18 protein-coding genes and 1 pseudogene are annotated in these 16,432 nt (G+C 48.5%); 1 reads left to right on the top strand and 18 read right to left on the bottom strand.

Translation table 11 applies throughout. The features are described from left to right. Positions 1 to 226 precede the first annotated feature (226 nt). The 6 genes from JSQ80_RS23710 to JSQ80_RS23685 form a co-directional block, all read right to left on the bottom strand. Positions 227 to 646 carry a DUF6157 family protein gene (locus JSQ80_RS23710; protein ID WP_206096941.1) on the bottom strand — a complete coding sequence of 140 codons (420 nt, stop codon included), beginning with the start codon at positions 644 to 646 and terminating at the stop codon, positions 227 to 229. Between the two features lie 37 nt (positions 647 to 683). Further along, a complete protein-coding gene (gene bshB2 / locus JSQ80_RS23705) occupies positions 684 to 1,340 on the bottom strand; it encodes a bacillithiol biosynthesis deacetylase BshB2 (protein WP_206096940.1) in 657 nt (218 codons plus the stop codon). Positions 1,341 to 1,365: 25 nt separating this feature from the next. After that, positions 1,366 to 1,710, bottom strand: coding sequence for a YojF family protein (locus JSQ80_RS23700; RefSeq protein WP_206096939.1), 345 nt, complete (start codon positions 1,708 to 1,710; stop codon positions 1,366 to 1,368). Positions 1,711 to 2,033: 323 nt separating this feature from the next. Continuing rightward, positions 2,034 to 2,351: an MFS transporter gene (locus JSQ80_RS23695; RefSeq protein ID WP_206096938.1), complete on the bottom strand. Its 318-nt coding sequence runs from the start codon at positions 2,349 to 2,351 to the stop codon at positions 2,034 to 2,036. Positions 2,352 to 2,387: 36 nt separating this feature from the next. Then, the gene (locus JSQ80_RS23690) at positions 2,388 to 3,395 is read right to left on the bottom strand and encodes an ABC transporter substrate-binding protein (protein WP_206096937.1); all 1,008 of its coding nucleotides are present in this window, start codon (positions 3,393 to 3,395) and stop codon (positions 2,388 to 2,390) included. Positions 3,396 to 3,588: 193 nt separating this feature from the next. Continuing rightward, positions 3,589 to 4,488 carry an AraC family transcriptional regulator gene (locus tag JSQ80_RS23685; protein WP_240463787.1) on the bottom strand — a complete coding sequence of 300 codons (900 nt, stop codon included), beginning with the start codon at positions 4,486 to 4,488 and terminating at the stop codon, positions 3,589 to 3,591. A gap of 42 nt (positions 4,489 to 4,530) precedes the next feature. Here JSQ80_RS23685 and JSQ80_RS23680 point away from each other — a divergent pair, with 42 nt between their 5' ends. Next, on the top strand, positions 4,531 to 5,403 hold the full coding sequence (locus JSQ80_RS23680) for a LysR substrate-binding domain-containing protein (RefSeq protein ID WP_206097720.1): 873 nt from the start codon (positions 4,531 to 4,533) through the stop codon (positions 5,401 to 5,403). 139 nt (positions 5,404 to 5,542) lie between these two features. On the opposite strand, the pseudogene thrS reads toward JSQ80_RS23680, so the two are convergent. The 12 genes and pseudogenes from thrS to JSQ80_RS23620 all read right to left on the bottom strand — a co-directional run bounded on the left by thrS (position 5,543) and on the right by JSQ80_RS23620 (position 16,385). Then, positions 5,543 to 7,456 (bottom strand): annotated as a pseudogene (gene thrS, locus JSQ80_RS23675) (threonine--tRNA ligase). A gap of 520 nt (positions 7,457 to 7,976) precedes the next feature. Then, the gene (locus tag JSQ80_RS23670; protein ID WP_206096936.1) at positions 7,977 to 8,636 is read right to left on the bottom strand and encodes an HD domain-containing protein; all 660 of its coding nucleotides are present in this window, start codon (positions 8,634 to 8,636) and stop codon (positions 7,977 to 7,979) included. Between the two features lie 607 nt (positions 8,637 to 9,243). Continuing rightward, on the bottom strand, positions 9,244 to 10,257 hold the full coding sequence (locus JSQ80_RS23665) for a Gfo/Idh/MocA family protein (protein ID WP_206096935.1): 1,014 nt from the start codon (positions 10,255 to 10,257) through the stop codon (positions 9,244 to 9,246). 23 nt (positions 10,258 to 10,280) lie between these two features. Beyond that, the gene (locus tag JSQ80_RS23660; protein WP_240463786.1) at positions 10,281 to 10,916 is read right to left on the bottom strand and encodes a DUF2625 family protein; all 636 of its coding nucleotides are present in this window, start codon (positions 10,914 to 10,916) and stop codon (positions 10,281 to 10,283) included. A 90-nt stretch (positions 10,917 to 11,006) separates the two neighbouring features. Then, positions 11,007 to 11,711 (bottom strand): Type 1 glutamine amidotransferase-like domain-containing protein, encoded by a 705-nt coding sequence (locus JSQ80_RS23655; protein ID WP_206096934.1) that lies wholly within the window; start codon positions 11,709 to 11,711, stop codon positions 11,007 to 11,009. Positions 11,712 to 11,715: 4 nt separating this feature from the next. Further along, positions 11,716 to 12,633, bottom strand: a complete 918-nt coding sequence (locus JSQ80_RS23650; RefSeq protein WP_206097719.1) for a DUF7638 domain-containing protein — start codon at positions 12,631 to 12,633, stop codon at positions 11,716 to 11,718. 48 nt (positions 12,634 to 12,681) lie between these two features. After that, positions 12,682 to 13,755, bottom strand: a complete 1,074-nt coding sequence (locus JSQ80_RS23645) for a hypothetical protein (RefSeq protein ID WP_206096933.1) — start codon at positions 13,753 to 13,755, stop codon at positions 12,682 to 12,684. Positions 13,756 to 13,868: 113 nt separating this feature from the next. Beyond that, positions 13,869 to 14,537 carry a ribose-5-phosphate isomerase RpiA gene (rpiA, locus tag JSQ80_RS23640; protein WP_206096932.1) on the bottom strand — a complete coding sequence of 223 codons (669 nt, stop codon included), beginning with the start codon at positions 14,535 to 14,537 and terminating at the stop codon, positions 13,869 to 13,871. Positions 14,538 to 14,664: 127 nt separating this feature from the next. Then, a complete protein-coding gene (locus JSQ80_RS23635; protein WP_206096931.1) occupies positions 14,665 to 14,994 on the bottom strand; it encodes an antibiotic biosynthesis monooxygenase family protein in 330 nt (109 codons plus the stop codon). 33 nt (positions 14,995 to 15,027) lie between these two features. After that, positions 15,028 to 15,528, bottom strand: coding sequence for an aminoglycoside phosphotransferase family protein (locus JSQ80_RS23630; protein ID WP_206096930.1), 501 nt, complete (start codon positions 15,526 to 15,528; stop codon positions 15,028 to 15,030). Beyond that, a complete protein-coding gene (locus JSQ80_RS23625; RefSeq protein WP_206096929.1) occupies positions 15,525 to 15,908 on the bottom strand; it encodes a hypothetical protein in 384 nt (127 codons plus the stop codon). The genes JSQ80_RS23630 and JSQ80_RS23625 overlap by 4 nt, the downstream gene beginning before the upstream one ends. A gap of 78 nt (positions 15,909 to 15,986) precedes the next feature. Next, entirely contained in the window at positions 15,987 to 16,385 is a 399-nt protein-coding gene (locus JSQ80_RS23620; protein WP_206096928.1) for a hypothetical protein, read from the bottom strand. Positions 16,386 to 16,432 lie beyond the last annotated feature (47 nt).

The following is a 16,432-nucleotide window of genomic DNA, read 5'->3' as shown; positions in this document are numbered from 1 at the left end:
TATGAACGAACCATAACCGTCGGTGTCCAAACACTTCATATTTCCTGATTTTCCATAGCCATCATATCATATAAGAACATATGTAACCATGTACAATTTTATAATATTGACGCTCTGACATTAGTGTATTAGAAGAGCTGACGCGTTATGAAGTATCGTGAATGCCCCCAAAAAAAGACATCAAGCTTCATTCGCTTGATGTCTAAAAGCGCTACTATTTTAACGGTTACTTGCGAGAATTGCGCATCGCGGGCAGCAGCTTCACGCTCCCGTCATCCGACTGCAGAAATCGTTGATATTCCGCAGATTCCATGCCGTAGATGGCGATTTTTCCTTCTGCATCATAATGTACGCCCCAACCGAATTTCTTCGGTAGCATGGACGCTCTCAGGCATGGATGGGGCTTGCTGAATAGCTCAGCACGGATTTCTTCCTCCCGCCTACGGACATCCTCATTGTCAATCCCCTTGTGTCTGATATGCACTTCGAATAGCAGGTCCTCATGTGTAAAGTGATAGGGATGCTGCGAGAGCAGCTCGTACTGGAGGACATGAATCGGTTTTTTTGCTTTTCGGGATTCCGGCACGGTGCTGCTCGCAACCGGACAATCCAGCGCGACAAGAATGAACGTATCGGTATAGCTCATCGTCTCATTTCCTCCCAACCACTTGCAATACAACCATTCAATCGTTAAAGCGGTACTCCCAAAACGGTTCCCTGCTGTACTTCGCACGGAATGCCGGGTCATCCAATGTGCCGTTGCCCAGCAAATGCTGCACTTGCGATTGATGCGCATGTATGGCATGAATTTTCTGCTCCACATGCTCACGAACATCATGAACTGCATCCGGCTGTCCCAGAAGCTTCTCCCGGCCTGTTGCGATAGCAATGCAATGGACTGCGGGCCGCTTGTGCGCGGGTATGCGCTCTACTGCGCGAACGACGGCCGCTCCGGTCGCATCGTGATCGGGATGCACGCTGTACCCTGGGTAGAAGGTGTAAATAAGTGAAGGCTCAAGCTCCGAAATCAACCTCTCGATTCTGTCGGCGAGCTTCTCTTGGTCTTCAAACTCGATCGTTTTATCATGATATCCCCACATTCGCACATCCTGAATGCCGATTCGGCGACAGGCCTCCTCCAGTTCCTGCTTGCGAATCATCGGCAGGGTCACCCGATTCGCGAACGGAGGGTTGCCCATATTCCGCCCCATTTCCCCTAATGTCAAGCAGACATAAGATACAGGCGTGCCATTATGAATATGTCGAGCTAAAGTACCCGCAATGATCCCTTCATCATCCGGATGCGGCAGCAAGACGACAATATGACGTTGTCTTTCCATGTGAAGTCCCTTCTTCCCTGTCATCTTAAAATGGTTCTTTGCTTAACTGCAGACTGACAATCAGTCTGCCTTGCTGATCATGACCTGCCATAATGAGCCGATTCGGCTCGTTCTCGTCCCAGTGCGTCAAACCTTCTGCATACACCCATCCCTCTGGTGTCTTGAGTCCGACCCGATAGGGGCCTTGACCTGCAATCGTTCCGTGCGAATAGCGGATGACTGTATTGCTGACGAAGGCGGAAGCCGTAATCTTCGACTTGTCGCGATGAGACGCGTAAGCCCCTGTCGTCATTTCGAGATGGAGATATAAGGGGCGATCCTGCAATGTCTGCAGAACGCGCTGCACACTCTCTGGTTGTATCAACTGCATGATTATTCCCCCGTAAATGGAATAGCCCCTTGCCAATCGCTAGGCACAAGGGGCTTTCATATTTATCGCTTCGCCGATCTGCATCGGCTGTACATTTGCACCAACTGATTTCAGTTTACCGGAAAATCAGTAAAATGGAAAGCGGTCATTGCAAGCCGACACGCTTGCGCTTCGTAGGTATACGCCCTTATCGCCCGGCATTCGCGCTTTTCTGCAGATCTTCTTCATGATAAGCTGCTTTCTTCGGACGTATACATAGAATAAGTCCCAGCATATATACAATCGCTCCAAACCCGTATGCGGCAGAAAAACCTCCCATCTTTTCAATCAGCCAGCCCGAAGAGGCCGATTGCGACCAGCCAGCCTCCTGCAACCAAGACCATCCTTGCTCTCCAACGCACCGCTATGACCCCAGATAGGCCAACCGTTAGCAAATATCCCAAAAACATAAACGTTCCCAGCATTCCAGACTGAGAATAAGATAAGGACAACCCTTCCTGCATAGACGGCAGCACCGCGCCCAAGGCTACCCGTGCCAATCCGGTCGTTGCGATGACCAGCAGCATGCCGATGCCGACGTTGAGCCAAAATTGACGTTGCTCCGGTTCCTTTTGTAACTTCAAAGTTGGGGATTTACCCATTTTCGCTCACCTCTCTTTATGCGCAACTCCAAGCAATTATGATTTCGGCTTCTGCAATATGGCGCTTGCAATTTGCTCCAACACGGCCTTCTTGTCCCAGGCTGTAAACGCCTCGTTATAATTTTGCCTGCTCGTCATCCGATAGACGTTCCCGCTCTTCACTGCTTTTAATCCTTCCCACAGCTTGCTGTCTTCCAAGACATTGTTTTCACTCTCGAACAATAGAATCAGATGATCTGGATTGAGCGACGACAGTCCTTCCAAGCTCGTCACCTTGCCACCCCAACCATCTGGTTCCGGTCTGCCCGGCGCTTTTGGGAGCTTGATATCATTGAAGATCATGTCTACCACTCCCGTGCTGGAATAGATGCGGATTTCTTTGGGAGTCGCTTCGATGACCGCAAACGTTTCATCTTTAGTTACCGCTGCAATTTGATCATGCAGCTGCTGCGCTCGATCGTCATACTCTTTCATCCATGCTTCCATGACCTGCTTCTTGTCGAACACCTCCGCCACAAAGGAAAAACGATCGCGGAAGGCGTTGAAACCGTATGGAACCGCAACGGCCGGAGCTATTTTTTGCAGCTCTTCGTACTGTGTATCCTGCGTCGGGCCTGCCAATATCAGATCGGGCTCGGCCGCGGCAACGGCTTCAATGTTCACTGGGGTTTGGAACCAGCCGGCAATTTTCAAGTCCCCTTTCAGCTTCTCCTTCAGAATTGGAGTCATGTCAAGCGGATTGGCCGTATTTCCGGTCAGGATAGGCTGATAGCCCAGAATCAGCAGTTCCTCTGTAGAGCCTGATATATCCGCAATCCGCAGCGGATGCGCAGGGATTTCGACTTCGCCTTTGGCATCCTTCACTACGCGGGTCTGGAGCGTCTGTTCGGCGCCAGCCGCAGCCTGCTTCGTATTTTTCTCCGCTGCATCCGATGAAGCGGCTCCTGTTGTCTCGTTTTGCTTGACACTTCCTCCACATCCAAACAACGCACACGACAAGAGGACAAGTGTTAAAATGACAACCCCTTTTTTGAACTGAAACATACTCCATCTCCCTCTGCATATCGATAATGATTATCATTTGTACAAATGTCATCATCTCCTTATGTTGGTCAACTACCGACAGACGGATAGGAATACGGTTCAGCGGATTTTACCTAATGGAAAAGAAAATAAAAAAACGCCAGAACCTAATCGTCCTGACGTTGATAAGATAGTATGCGCATTCTATATGATCCTATCGTTTGCGGAGGAGTTCGGAAGGATTGATTCCGAATTTCTTCCGGAAAGCTTCAGAAAAATGACTCAAATTAGCATAACCAACCTGCCCCGCCGTATGCGTGACGTTCATCTCTCCGCTGAGAAGCAGCTTCATCGCATGCTCCATTCGTTTATCGCGCAAATAGCCGAACACGGTCGTGCCGTAATGCTCCTTGAACCCGGTCTTCAGCTTGAAATCATTCAAGCCGACCAAGCGGGACAATTCCAACAGGGATGGAGGGCAATCCATACGCCGCAATAAAATGTCACCGGCTTCTCGAATTTTGTCCCGATCGCTCTTCGAGAGGCGTGCCGCATTCTTATCCGGCTCTTGCTCGAATAGAAACGTCTGAAAGTGGATGCCGAGCAATTCTAACGCTTTGCCTTCCAGATAGAGCCGCCGCGCCATCTGATGAAACGGACAGTCCAGCATCTGCTGCACAATATACGAAACCGGCGGATCAATGGGCTTCTGAAATTTACGGAATGCCCGGCTGCCAATCACTCCTGCAAAATCGCAGCTTCCTCGCGTCTCCTCCCCCAAGAACCGATGGAACAAATCGAGCGGAATGCCCACCGCCACCGAGCGCATGGGAGAACGTTCATCGTATTCGAACGCAGCCTCGAATCGCTCCATGAAATGCAAGTAGCAGGTGCCTGCCGATAGCTCATGCCGTTCTCCTGAAACGCACACTTCACCGGTTCCCTCCAAGCAGAAGCTAAGCTCCACCTTGGCCGCCTCGGACGAAAACCGAAAGGCATGATTGGACGACAAGCGGTAATCCGCGTACACGATCTCCATGCCGGAATGCGTTACCAGCCGCTGCCCTTGCAAATATTGATTATATATATCGTGAATGTTTGCGGTGTTCATCATTCATAACTCCTGCCCGTAACTCTATGACGTCTTCTTCAATACATTGAGAACAATTCTCAATGTATCCATTATAGAATAAGGTTCACAAGAGCTGGTGAAATACTCCATATGACCCAACCGGCAGTAAGCCGCGCAATCTCCAATCTTGAATCAGATTTAGACGTTACGCTAATGATCCGGGATCGCAAAAATGGGATTATCCTTACAGACATCGGCAAGCGGATGCTCGTACAAATCCGAGAGATTTTGAAAGGCTTCGAAAAAATGGAGCAGGAGATCGCTGCTGAAAAGGGTCTGGAAATAGGAACCATTCGCATCGGCGCATTTCCAACAGCATTTGCGTATTTCTTGCCAAAAATCATTCGCACGATTCAGCAGAACTATCCTAATTTGGAATTCGATCTTTATGAAGGAACCATTAATGAAGTGGAAAAATGGTTAGCCTCGCGAGTCATAGATGTTGGAATTATTACGCTTCCAAATGAAGATTTAGAAATTCTTCCTCTTTATAAGGACAAAATGGTTGCGGTATTACGAGACGACCATCCCTTGCAAGATCAGCCCTTCATTCGTATCAATGATTTGGATAATGAACCCCTAATCATTTGCAAAGGGGGGAATGAATTACCCATTATTGACCCATTCAACAAGACCGGGACTAATCTTAAGGTTAAGTTTGTAGTCCATAACACAAGTGCATTATTAAATATGATACAAGAGGGATTAGGTCTTGCTATACTGCCAGAGTTATCATTGACAACCCTGCCGCCCAATGTTCATATTCGTGAATTAGAGCCACAGGTGCTGAGAGATATTAATCTCGCCGTCCCTTCTTTAAAGGAATCCTCGTTAGCGGTTCAATTATTTATCAAGACGGCACAAGAGTTGTTTGGTTGCTCCGCTCCGAAAAAATGATGCTCATACTTGTTCACGCTATTGAATCGCGAAAAAGCCGAGCAAATCAGGCAAAACATGCCTGATTTGACTCGGCTTGCAAACTAACGATCACTATTCTATTTACCTTTACGACTCTTTTTACCCATCGGCATATCATTTACTTTTTAGCACGGACTTCTTCAACGATTTGGTTCGTCAGCTCTAGAATGCTCTTAGTGCCAAGGTCGCCTTCTCCCCGCTTACGAACCGCCACACTCCCGGATGTCCTCTCATTCTCGCCAAGCACTAGAATGTACGGAACCTTTTCGCGCTGGGCCTCCCGTATTTTGTATCCAAGTCTTTCATTCCGCATATCGACTTCGGCACGTATACCGGCTTCTTCCAACGATTTCTTCACTTGGCAGGCATAATCGCTGTACTGCTCCGATACAGGCAGCAGCTTTGCCTGAATTGGCGCAAGCCATAGCGGAAAAGCGCCGGAGAAATGTTCGGTTAAAATTCCGATAAATCGATCCACCGAACCGTAAACAGCGCGGTGAATAACGACCGGCCGGTGCTTTTGACTGTCCTCGCCGATATATGAAAGATCGAATTTTTCAGGCATTTGAAAATCCAGTTGGATCGTCCCGCATTGCCAGCTCCGTTTGAGCGCATCTAAGATGTGAAAATCAATCTTCGGACCGTAGAATGCTCCATCGCCTGCATTAATGCGATATTCGATGCCCCGCTTATCCAACACATTCTGCAATGATTGCTCCGCCTGATTCCATAGTTCTTCAGACCCCATCGAATCTTCCGGACGAGTGGACAGCTCAATCGTATATTCAAAACCGAATACTTGATAAATATGGTCGATCAATGCGATGACACGGCTAATTTCCTCTTCAATCTGGTCAGGCCGAACGAATAAGTGAGCATCGTCCTGGCAAAATGTGCGCACTCGCATCATCCCATTCAAAGCGCCGGAAAATTCGTGGCGGTGCACTTGTCCAAACTCCGCAATCCGAATTGGCAGCTCCCGGTAGGAATGCAGGCTATTTTTGAAAATGAGCATATGTCCCGGACAGTTCATCGGCTTCAACGCATATTTCGTAGCGTCCACGTCAGTGAAGTACATATTGTCTTTATAGTGATCCCAGTGCCCGGATTGCTCCCACAGCCTATTATTCATCATAAGCGGCGTTCACACTTCATCGTAATCCCGCTGTCTTTGCAGTTCGCGCGCGAACTGTTCAAGCTCCGTGCGGATGGTCATCCCTTTGGGCAGATAAAAAGGCATTCCCGGCGCTTCTTCAGAGAACATGAACAATCCAAGTTCTTTCCCGAGCTTGCGATGATCCCGCTTTTTAGCTTCCTCAAGGCGATGTAAATGTTCCTCAAGCAGGGCTTTCTTTGGAAATGCAGTTCCATAAATTCGCTGCAGCATCTTATTATTGGAGTCCCCGCGCCAGTAAGCACCCGCGACATTCAACAGCTTGAATGCTTTGATCCGGCCGGTCGACGGCAGATGCGGCCCTCGGCACAGGTCAACGAATTCTCCTTGCTCGTAAATGGTAATAACGTCATCTTGCGGCAGATCGCGGATGAGCTCCAGCTTAAGCGGTTCATCGCGCTCCGCGAACATCTCCAACGCTTCTGCGCGGTTCACGACCCGGCGAACAATAGGCAGGTTCTCTTGTATAACCCGCTCCATCTCCTGTTCAATTGAGACAAGATCATCACTGGATATCGGCGTATCCATATCGATGTCATAATAAAATCCGTCTTCGATTACCGGGCCAATCCCGAGCTTAACTGCTTTATCTCCGTATATGCGTTTAATGGCTTGAGCCAATACATGCGCCGTGCTGTGCCGAACTATGTCCAGACCGTCTTTGCTATCCAGCGTAACGATTTCGATGTGGCAGTCATGATTGAGCGCGCAGCTCAACTCAACCGGTGTTCCATTGACCTTACCGGCTATCGCTTGTTTTTTCAAGCTGGAACTAATGGATTCCGCCACTTGTTCGATTGTCGTTCCTTGGGAATACCTCTTGCTAGTGCCATCGGGCAGTATTACGTTGATCTCCATGATCCAGCCTCCATTCCTACGTTCTCCATTGAATATTTGAACGCAAAAAAAACGCAGCTCTCCGCTAAGGGACGAGTGCGTTCAGCTCGTGGTTCCACCCTGATTCGATCTGCGGCGTTACATGCCGTGGCTGTTCTCCGGAGCATGCCGATGCTAGATCCTCATTGATATCCGGTAACGGGGATAAGACGGTGCCGCTTACTTCCGCGAGAACAGATCGACGGGTTCAACGCCACGGCTACAAAGGGGTAATCTCGCATCCGGTACTGAAGAAGCTTGCAGCTGTAACTTCTCTCTCTGGGCAGGCCGTAATGGAAATCATGTCTTTGATCAATGCCTAATATGAGGTTGGGTACAATATTACTAAATCATACTTGTAAAAGTCAAGGAAAAATGATGACGGCAATCAAGCTTTTAAATTATTACAAATCATATTCCTTCATTCCTTGCCCCATCTTTTCGATGAGGAGCACGCGGCTAATAGGATAGTGCTGTGAAAGCAATTCATAATTGGAATCAATCATAATCGACCGTCCTCGGCTTCCCATTCCTTGTGGAACTGCTGCAAGAACTCTGTCATCACCTGATGCCGCTGCAAGGCCAAGCTTTTCCCGTGCTTCGTATTCATGAGCTCCTTCAATCTCAACAGCTTCTCGTGAAAATGATTAATGGCGGTCGAGGGATGGTTACGATACTCGGCTTCTGACGTGGTCTCCCTTGGCGCACGCTCAGGATCATGCATCAAGTGGCCTTTCCATCCCGAATAAGCAAAGGCCCGCGCAATACCGATCGCCCCCATTGCATCAAGCCGATCGGCATCTTGCACGATCCGTCCCTCCAATGTATTCATTGGAGGGTTATGACCGCCATTGTATGACAGGTTCGATATAATACGAAGTATCTGTTCACTTGTGCTAGAATCGGCCTCATTCGCTGCAAGCCAATGGGCTACTGTGGCCATTCCGCTCTCTTTGTCGGAATTCAGCTTGGCATCGGCTACATCGTGCAGCAGCGCCGCCAGTTCACATATGAATACATCGGCCCCTTCTTCCGCCGCAATTCGAACAGCCAGCTGTCTGACCCGATGAATGTGCCACCAGTCATGGCCGCTGCTGTCGTGAGCCAATTCGGCTTGGACGAACTGCTCCGCACGGCCAATCAAGTCTTGTTGTGTATGCATCATCATTCCCTCTCTGCCAAAGTGTTTATATGCTATTATGCACGTAGAAGCTGTATCTGCATATTGTGTTTCAATCGCAGTCGAACCGGATATATCACTAATTTTATCATATAATGGAGAATTAAAAGTAATAAAACGTCAGTGAAGCGTATTGTTGTGGCAAGCAGCTACCTTACTCAGCTCTAGATCCATAGAGACGTTACTCTCTCCGTTCAACCCTTTCCACTCACTCTCCCCTTCAGTCAGTAACAACCATTCCCGCATCGTACAAGCGCTCAAGCGAGTGCCGAAAGAGCGGGAGGGAGCGTCTTCAACTGCACATATACATTTGAGACTCCCCTTTTTGCGTCTTTCATCACACTAGACTGCAAAAGTGCATTTCATCTCCACGAAATCATCTAAATAATGGAATTCCTCTCGTTTTGAACTGCACATTTGCATTTCAAACGCCTATAAGGGTAGAATTTCGCAAAAACAACTGAACAAATGCAGTTCATAGGCTCTATTCTGTGCGATTCCGATGTCATCTAATGTGATGCCCGTAATAGAAAAATCCCCCCTGCAAACGAAAGCAGGAGGAAAGTAATCAAGAGTAATCAGCAGCTTCTTATATATCAATATCGCACTCTCTGACATCAACCAACTGAGATGATTCAGGACGCCGCAGCGCCTCCAGCACGACCTGAGCCTCGTAACCGTCATGGAAATCAAATAGATCGGCTTGTTCTCCTCTAATGGCTTGGATGACATGTTTCAAAACAGGCGGCTCGCCAAGCTGTTTATCTGCAACGACAGGCCGCAGAGGTTGGCCTATCGGTCCGGCGTATAACTCGCTCCAATTTTCCAGCGCAATCGTACCGGCTGTGCCATGAACAACAAGCGAGACGCGTTCTGCTCCCGCGAACTCGGACATTCCGTTCAGGTGAACGGGTACCCCGCCGGCAAGCACCATCTTCGCACGAACTCCGATCTCACAGCGGTCTGGCTGCTCAGGGAACTCCAGTTCGCTCTGCACATGAGTAATCCGGCCGAACAGCTTCTGGATAACGTGAATCCAGTGAACCCCCACCTCCAGCACGAATCCGCCTTGCCGTCTGGAGGAAATCCATGAGTTATGCTGCCAATCCCGCGGCCAGCTTGGAAATTGCAAAATAAGGTCAAGCTTGCGGATGGTTCCGATGACTCCCTCCGCCACCATTTTCTCCGCCTGTCTTACTGCCGGTTCATGCGGCATCGAGAAATGAATCGCATGCACAACGCCGGCCTCCTTGGCCATCAGCAGCAAGCGCTTCGCCTCATCCAGACTATTAGCGAGCGGCTTCTCGCAAAAGACATGGATGTTCTTGCGCAGCGCAGCTGACACGACGTCATGATGGTAGGCAGGCGGGACGGCTACATAGAGCAGATCAATGTCCGTCTCGTCCAATAGGAGCTGATAGTCAGCGTAATATTTCACTTCGGGATATTGTTCCCGGCATTGTTGGCGCGAATGGTCATTCGATTCACAAATTGCCGTTAATTCGATGTCTGGTTGAAATTCAGGCTGGTTCGCGAGACGAATCATATACTGCCCCATATGTCCCAAGCCGACGATAGCCAATCTAATTTTTCTAGATGTCATTGTTCTCTCTCCAATTCAGTCTGTCATCTGTACGGAAGAATTCCATAACTCTGTAACAGCAATGGCTTTCCTGCTGCTCGTCTCTGCAGTTCCTTCCTCAACCAGAGCGGCGGGAAGTAACTAATCACTTGGTTCGCATCCATAGATGTAACATCTTCTTGCCAATTGCTCCATCTGAAAGTGCGATAGTAAAGCTCCAGGTCGCCATTCGCCAGCCACTCCAGGAACGCCGAATAGGTCAACTCCGTGTTCTCCCATTCCAATGTATCGGGCGCAAAATAATAGACGGAATACCCTTCTTCTCCAAAACGCCCGCCATTCAAGGCAAAAAAACCGCCTGCCACGTCATACGCTATCACACACGCGCCGCGCAAAGGCGAAATCCCTATATCTTCGCCCAATCCATTCCAGCTCAGCACATCTCCGTATACAAGCTCGTTGCCAGAACCCAACAGCTTAATCCATCCTTGATTAATGAGCACGCCGCCAGAATAGCGGGCGATGGAACCGAGATAAGAGCCTTCAGATATTTGAAGGCGCTGCAGCGTCTCTTGCCCGCGCTCGGAGCTTGCAGGGAGAATAACGGCATCATTGCCGCCCCGTTCGAATAAGTTCATGATGTCAGCCCAAGGCTGCTGATGATGTTCAGAAGATTCCAATGTTGCTCGCCTCATTTTCACATGTTTGTTAGGCGCAGGGCACAAATTGTGCAGAAGCCATGCCGACTCCGGACTCATACTTGTGGCTGCTCAGAACATATCCCCTACATATTCCGGTATGATTGCGCTCTCCCTCACTTGCCCAGCGGCACAGTCCACATGATATGCCCTCGCCTCCGGTCTTGATCCGATGACGCGATAGAGTTCCTGATCCCGGTAATGAATGGCTGCCCCATCATCCGTAGCGATGCCGCCGCTTATTTTGCCCGTTTGCATCAATCGATGGTAGCTTGGTCTTCGATCTGCTTCACCATCATAATGAGGGCAGTTGCTCCCTTTCAAGAAGCCCAAACCTGCCAATCCAGTAAGTTCGCCCGGAATGGAATCGGTCACCCCTTCTTCGAACCAGCAAATGGATCCCGCACTGAGACCGGCCAAAATAATACCTTGCTCCCATGCTGTCCGCAGGATGCGATCGAGTCCCCATTCTTTCCACAGAACAAGCAAATTGCGTGTATTTCCTCCGCCGACATAAATAATATCTTTGCTCAGCACATAATCTTCCAGGTCTTTCGTGGGAGCATTAAACAATGACAAATGGGAGGGAATGCAGGCGTGCTCGCCGAACGCCTTATAAAATCGCTGTATATACCCGTCCGCATCTCCGCTGGCCGTCGGCAGGAAGCATATGTTCGGGTGCTCTGAACCCGATTGCCGCAAAATATATAAATCCAGGAGCGGGTTCTCCGGTTCCATGGAGAATCCGCCGCCGCCCATTGCAATGATTTGCTTCATCACTTTACACCTCCCTTGTCTCATCCGTATAGAGAATTCGAATATAATCTGTGTCCCGGCTGTCCATATCTCCCAAATAAACCCTTTCATGCTCTGGAATCGCTTCATAAGCTTCCTTCAGCGCCGCTTTCGTGTCCTCATCCGGATATTGCAAATATTGCAAATACAAGCTCCTGCACACTTCCAATGTCGTTTTTTCACCCTTGAGCCTTGTGTATAGGTCCATTAATTCCTTCAGCTTCTCTTTCCCTTCAACCGCATATCCCGCATCCGTCAATGTCACTTCCCCGAAGTTATCCAAAATGATTCGCGTCGGCGCAGCGCAAGAAGTGAACAACGTCCCATTAGCGAACAGCGCATTGATATCTTCTATTCTATATTGAAGCGTAAAATCAGTATGATAGATCATAACTCTTCCATCTTCATAGACAACGAGATTGACCAAGTAATTATGGTCTTGATGGCGCAAGAACGCCGTAAAGGCCGCGCCTTCAATAGTTTGATACCCGACTTCGCTTGTGACATAAAATTCTTTCGCACGCGGCGAGTATGCCAGTCTGCGCTTCTCGAGCAGTTCTTTCTCCGCATCGGTGACGACATACAGATTGGACAACTGCGGATTCATCTGTTTTATTTTTTCTTTTATGTACTGCAGATAGCTCATCTTGTCATATTTCCATACTGCCGACTCTGCTTTATAATAACCTAACCCGAATATCGATATATGCTCTCCGTCCGGAACCTGGGCATTCAGCCAATTGGTATCGAGCTTCTCTTCCAAGCCCGCGATATCTACCAATTCCCAACAGTTGATCATGCCGTCTTCATATACATCCACATTGATATAAAAATATTGGCCATTGCGGATGAAGCCCGGTATTCTAGTGCCCTCCACCGTCTTTTGTCTGCTTATTTTATGCATCATATCCTCCTGTTGCCGGTTCTTGCTTTTACTATGTGCCTTAAAGTCTTATACGTCAAAGCTGAATTGCTCCAGCCTCCTCACATATCCCGGTATTCTCTCGCTTACCGCTTCCCGGTTGCCTGAGCGGAGCACCGTTTCTTCCTGCCAATTTTCCTGCTTCAATAGATTCATATGCTCCACAGTCAAATCAAACAGCATCAAGTATTCCTCCATCAGCACAGTTAAACGAATCTCTCGATCGCCTTGGGCATATCCATCGAGAAACCCTGCGGCGAAGCATTGCAATTGACGCTGGCACAAATGAAATTGATGCTTGGCATAGCGGGGCGAACGGTAATACGACGGGAAGAGCGTCATGAAATTGTTGAGCACGTTACCAGCAAAAACATGCCCATTGAAATAGAGCGGAAACGGATCGATTAACCTGATACGGCCGCTCATTGTCGTCATATTTTCAGGCGATATATCCCGATTGGCTAGAGACAGCGTGCATTCAGAATGCAAGCGGCGCTCGATAATCCGCTTCAGCTTTTCCTTGATAGCATCTGATTGACAAGGATAATCGTTGCCCAAAAATTGTTCGAATTGCTCCCAGTATCCGTTCGTCTCATGCATCCAGTATTCCTGGTGGTCACCCTGCATCGTTCCCTGCAGCCTGCCTTCGCGCCACTCCAAAAAGCCGAACCCGTCGATGTCCAGCTGCACCCCGTTCATGGCCCGGCACAATTCGCCGCACTGCCTCCCGAGCTGCGCCGCCTGTGTATCATCCGTCTGCTTCAGCTGCACGGTGTCGCCGCAATACGCTTCGATGGTGAACGATAAGTCAGGCTGAACGTCATAAGTATACCACTGTGGGCAAATTCCAGGCACAAGGTCGTTGGCCTTCTCATAATATAAGCCCCGGGAGGCGAATTCCGTAAGCAGTTCGGTCTCGTCATATTGAAATGGCCTGCCATAAGATACGGGCTGCGGAAAGCGGATCACCGCCGGCTCGCGTTCGCTGGTCGTAAACCAATATGCTTTGAACCAAGCGCCCTCGCCTAGAAATTTTACGTCCAAACCCTTGGTGCTCCAACCCTTCCGTTCCAGAGCCTGCAATATAGATTCATAATTACTCATAAGCTTCTCTTCACTCCCGAAATCATTTCAGGCGAGCAATGTTGGCGTAATGATGCGGCTATGATTGGCAATTTGCGAAATCCCCCAGCGGACGGGTTGCCGTATTTCATCCACTACCGCTCCATCCTTCTCACGCTGCCATCTTGATAACCTACAAATACACGATTGGCCATATTGATGAACAGGCCGTTCTCCACAACTCCGGGTATCGCATGGAATTGAGCATGAAGGCGCTCCGGATCGCGTATCGCCCCGAAGTCGCAGTCCAAAATGTAATTTCCGTTATCGGTAATATAACGTTCTCCCATTTGCATTCGAATGGACGCCCTGCAGCCCAGTTCTTCGATCTTGCGCTTCGTCATGTCCGCTCCGAACGGAACGACCTCGACAGGCAAGGGAAACGCGCCCAGCTGCGGCACGAGTTTGGATTCATCCACCACGACATAGAAAATGCGGCTTGCAGCGGCCACGATTTTCTCGCGCAGCAGCGCTCCGCCGCCGCCTTTGACCAGACTAAGCTCCGAGTCCACCTCGTCCGCGCCATCAATGGCAATATCTATATGATCGATTTCCGAAAATGGGACGATCGGTATTTCTAGCTGCCGGGCCAAATCTTCGGAGGAAGATGATGTGGCAATCGCTTTCATTTGCAATCCTGCCTTCACTCTGTGACCCAACCTCTGAATCGCCCAATAAGCCGTAGACCCCGTTCCGAGACCTACGACCATCCCATCCTGCACAAGCTCGGCCGCAGCTTCCGCCGCCAACTTTTTCGGGTTCATCTTTGACACTTCCTGACCTCGTTATATTTGCTCATGTGTTGTCCCTTCCGGACCACATGTCTCCCGTATTTATGAAATAGCTGAATTCCCGCAGCCCGCAATTGAATCGCTTGCTCCAGCTTTGTCGTCATTTATGTTCATCCTCGTCATCCGTATTCAGGCTTTCCAAGTTGATCGTAATATAATGCTCTACGGTTGGAAACGGATCATAATAGTGGTGCAGCAACGCCTTCCAATCTTCATATTCGTCAGACTGACGGAATCCGACCATATGATCCTTCAACGACTCCCAGCGGACAAGCAATACGTATTTATTGTCTTCTTCCACGCACTTTTGCAGTTCATGCTCAATATAACCTCTCGCCTTCGAAATAATCTTCGACGCTTTCCTGAAGCTGCTTTCAAAATCGCTTTTCATGCCGGGCTTAATATGCAGCATGGCCACTTCGAGAATCATTCCCTCACCTCTTATGCATCAATGTAATATATTTTATATATACGTTCTGATTCCATTTTCGAATGCTGCCTTATCGTCATTTTCGATCCCGATTAAAGCTTCCTGCAGCGCAAAGGTCCCCGCATAGAAATCAAGCCGTTCTTGAATACGCCCCCTCTCGCCATAGCTTGCCTTGCACATTTCCAAAAATCCTACGCCATATTGCGCATATAGAGCCGCAAAATCCAAAGCCGGGTCTCCAAGCATTGCATCCCCGAAATCAATGACCCCTGCCAGCGCTCCTGTCTCCGGGCGAACCAAAATATTCGACGTCCCGAAATCTCCATGAATCAATACCGAAGGCACGTTAATAAAGCCGCGATTTTTTAATACGCTCTCAAAGTGATGTTTAACTTTTAACCTTGCTTCAGCGTTCATATAAGAGAATAATTTGCTCTGGATGCGATTATATAAATCAGTCCAGAAAGCCACATGATCGGGAGCTTCCATATAAATGGATTCGGCATGTCTCACGAAATATAATGTAGTCCTCATTTCGTATCACTGCCTTCGAATTTTTGATTAGGAGCAACTTCTCTCGCAGACCCAAGCAATTCCAACAATTTTATTACATCGGACCTTTTCCCGGCCAACAATATTTTCTCATGACATAAGCTGCGGATCTGAGCTGCGGTGTGGGGCAGTCCATCCTCTGAGGGCATATAAGAAAACGTAGTATAATCAGAATTGCCATCACTCTTCATGTGCATCACAGCCATAATCTGCTTTTCTTTTTGATGGATGTACAACTCGCCAATGAACTCCGGCCGATTTTCCAGCAAATCAATCAAATAAATATTGTACAACTCATCCTGATATAGAAAATGCAATAATTTCTTGGTTAGATCGTTTGTTAAAGCATGAATCCGTTGCATGATGTCGGCACTCCCCTCAATAGTGTCGGTCTACAAGATCATGGAGTCACAAATCTCTATCACCTTGCTCCATTATCGCTAAACTAGCGCCAACTTGACATCCTTGCATGCGATTACAAATACATCATCATACGTCTGCAACAGAAAATGTTTCAGCTTGATGTTTCTCGCCTTTTCAACCGTGTCCAGCAGCTCTGATTCGACATACTCCATGAAGGAGCACGCTGTTACTTCCTCTGGGTCCATTAATTCCATACACACGTCCAGCTCGATGGACTTAAATACATACACACTCTCAAACACCATTTCGTATGCGATAAATTCATCGCTGGAAGCATTCGAACATAATGCACCGTTGAATTCTCCCTTGAACGTAACGGTTCTGCAATTATAATCGTAATGAATGGCATCAACGTAAACGGCATCTCTGCCGCTAATAAAGCCTAATTCCGTTTCGACTGGTTCGCATGTATTCATCGTATTCTCCGCCTATTCCTTAAAAAGTTGCAATAATGTGTTCCATC

The organism is Paenibacillus apiarius, from assembly GCF_017052585.1.
Taxonomy (GTDB): Bacteria; Bacillota; Bacilli; order Paenibacillales; family Paenibacillaceae; genus Paenibacillus_B; species Paenibacillus_B apiarius.
Note: the sequence above shows the minus strand (reverse complement) of the source record. Positions and strands in the feature narration are given on the sequence as shown.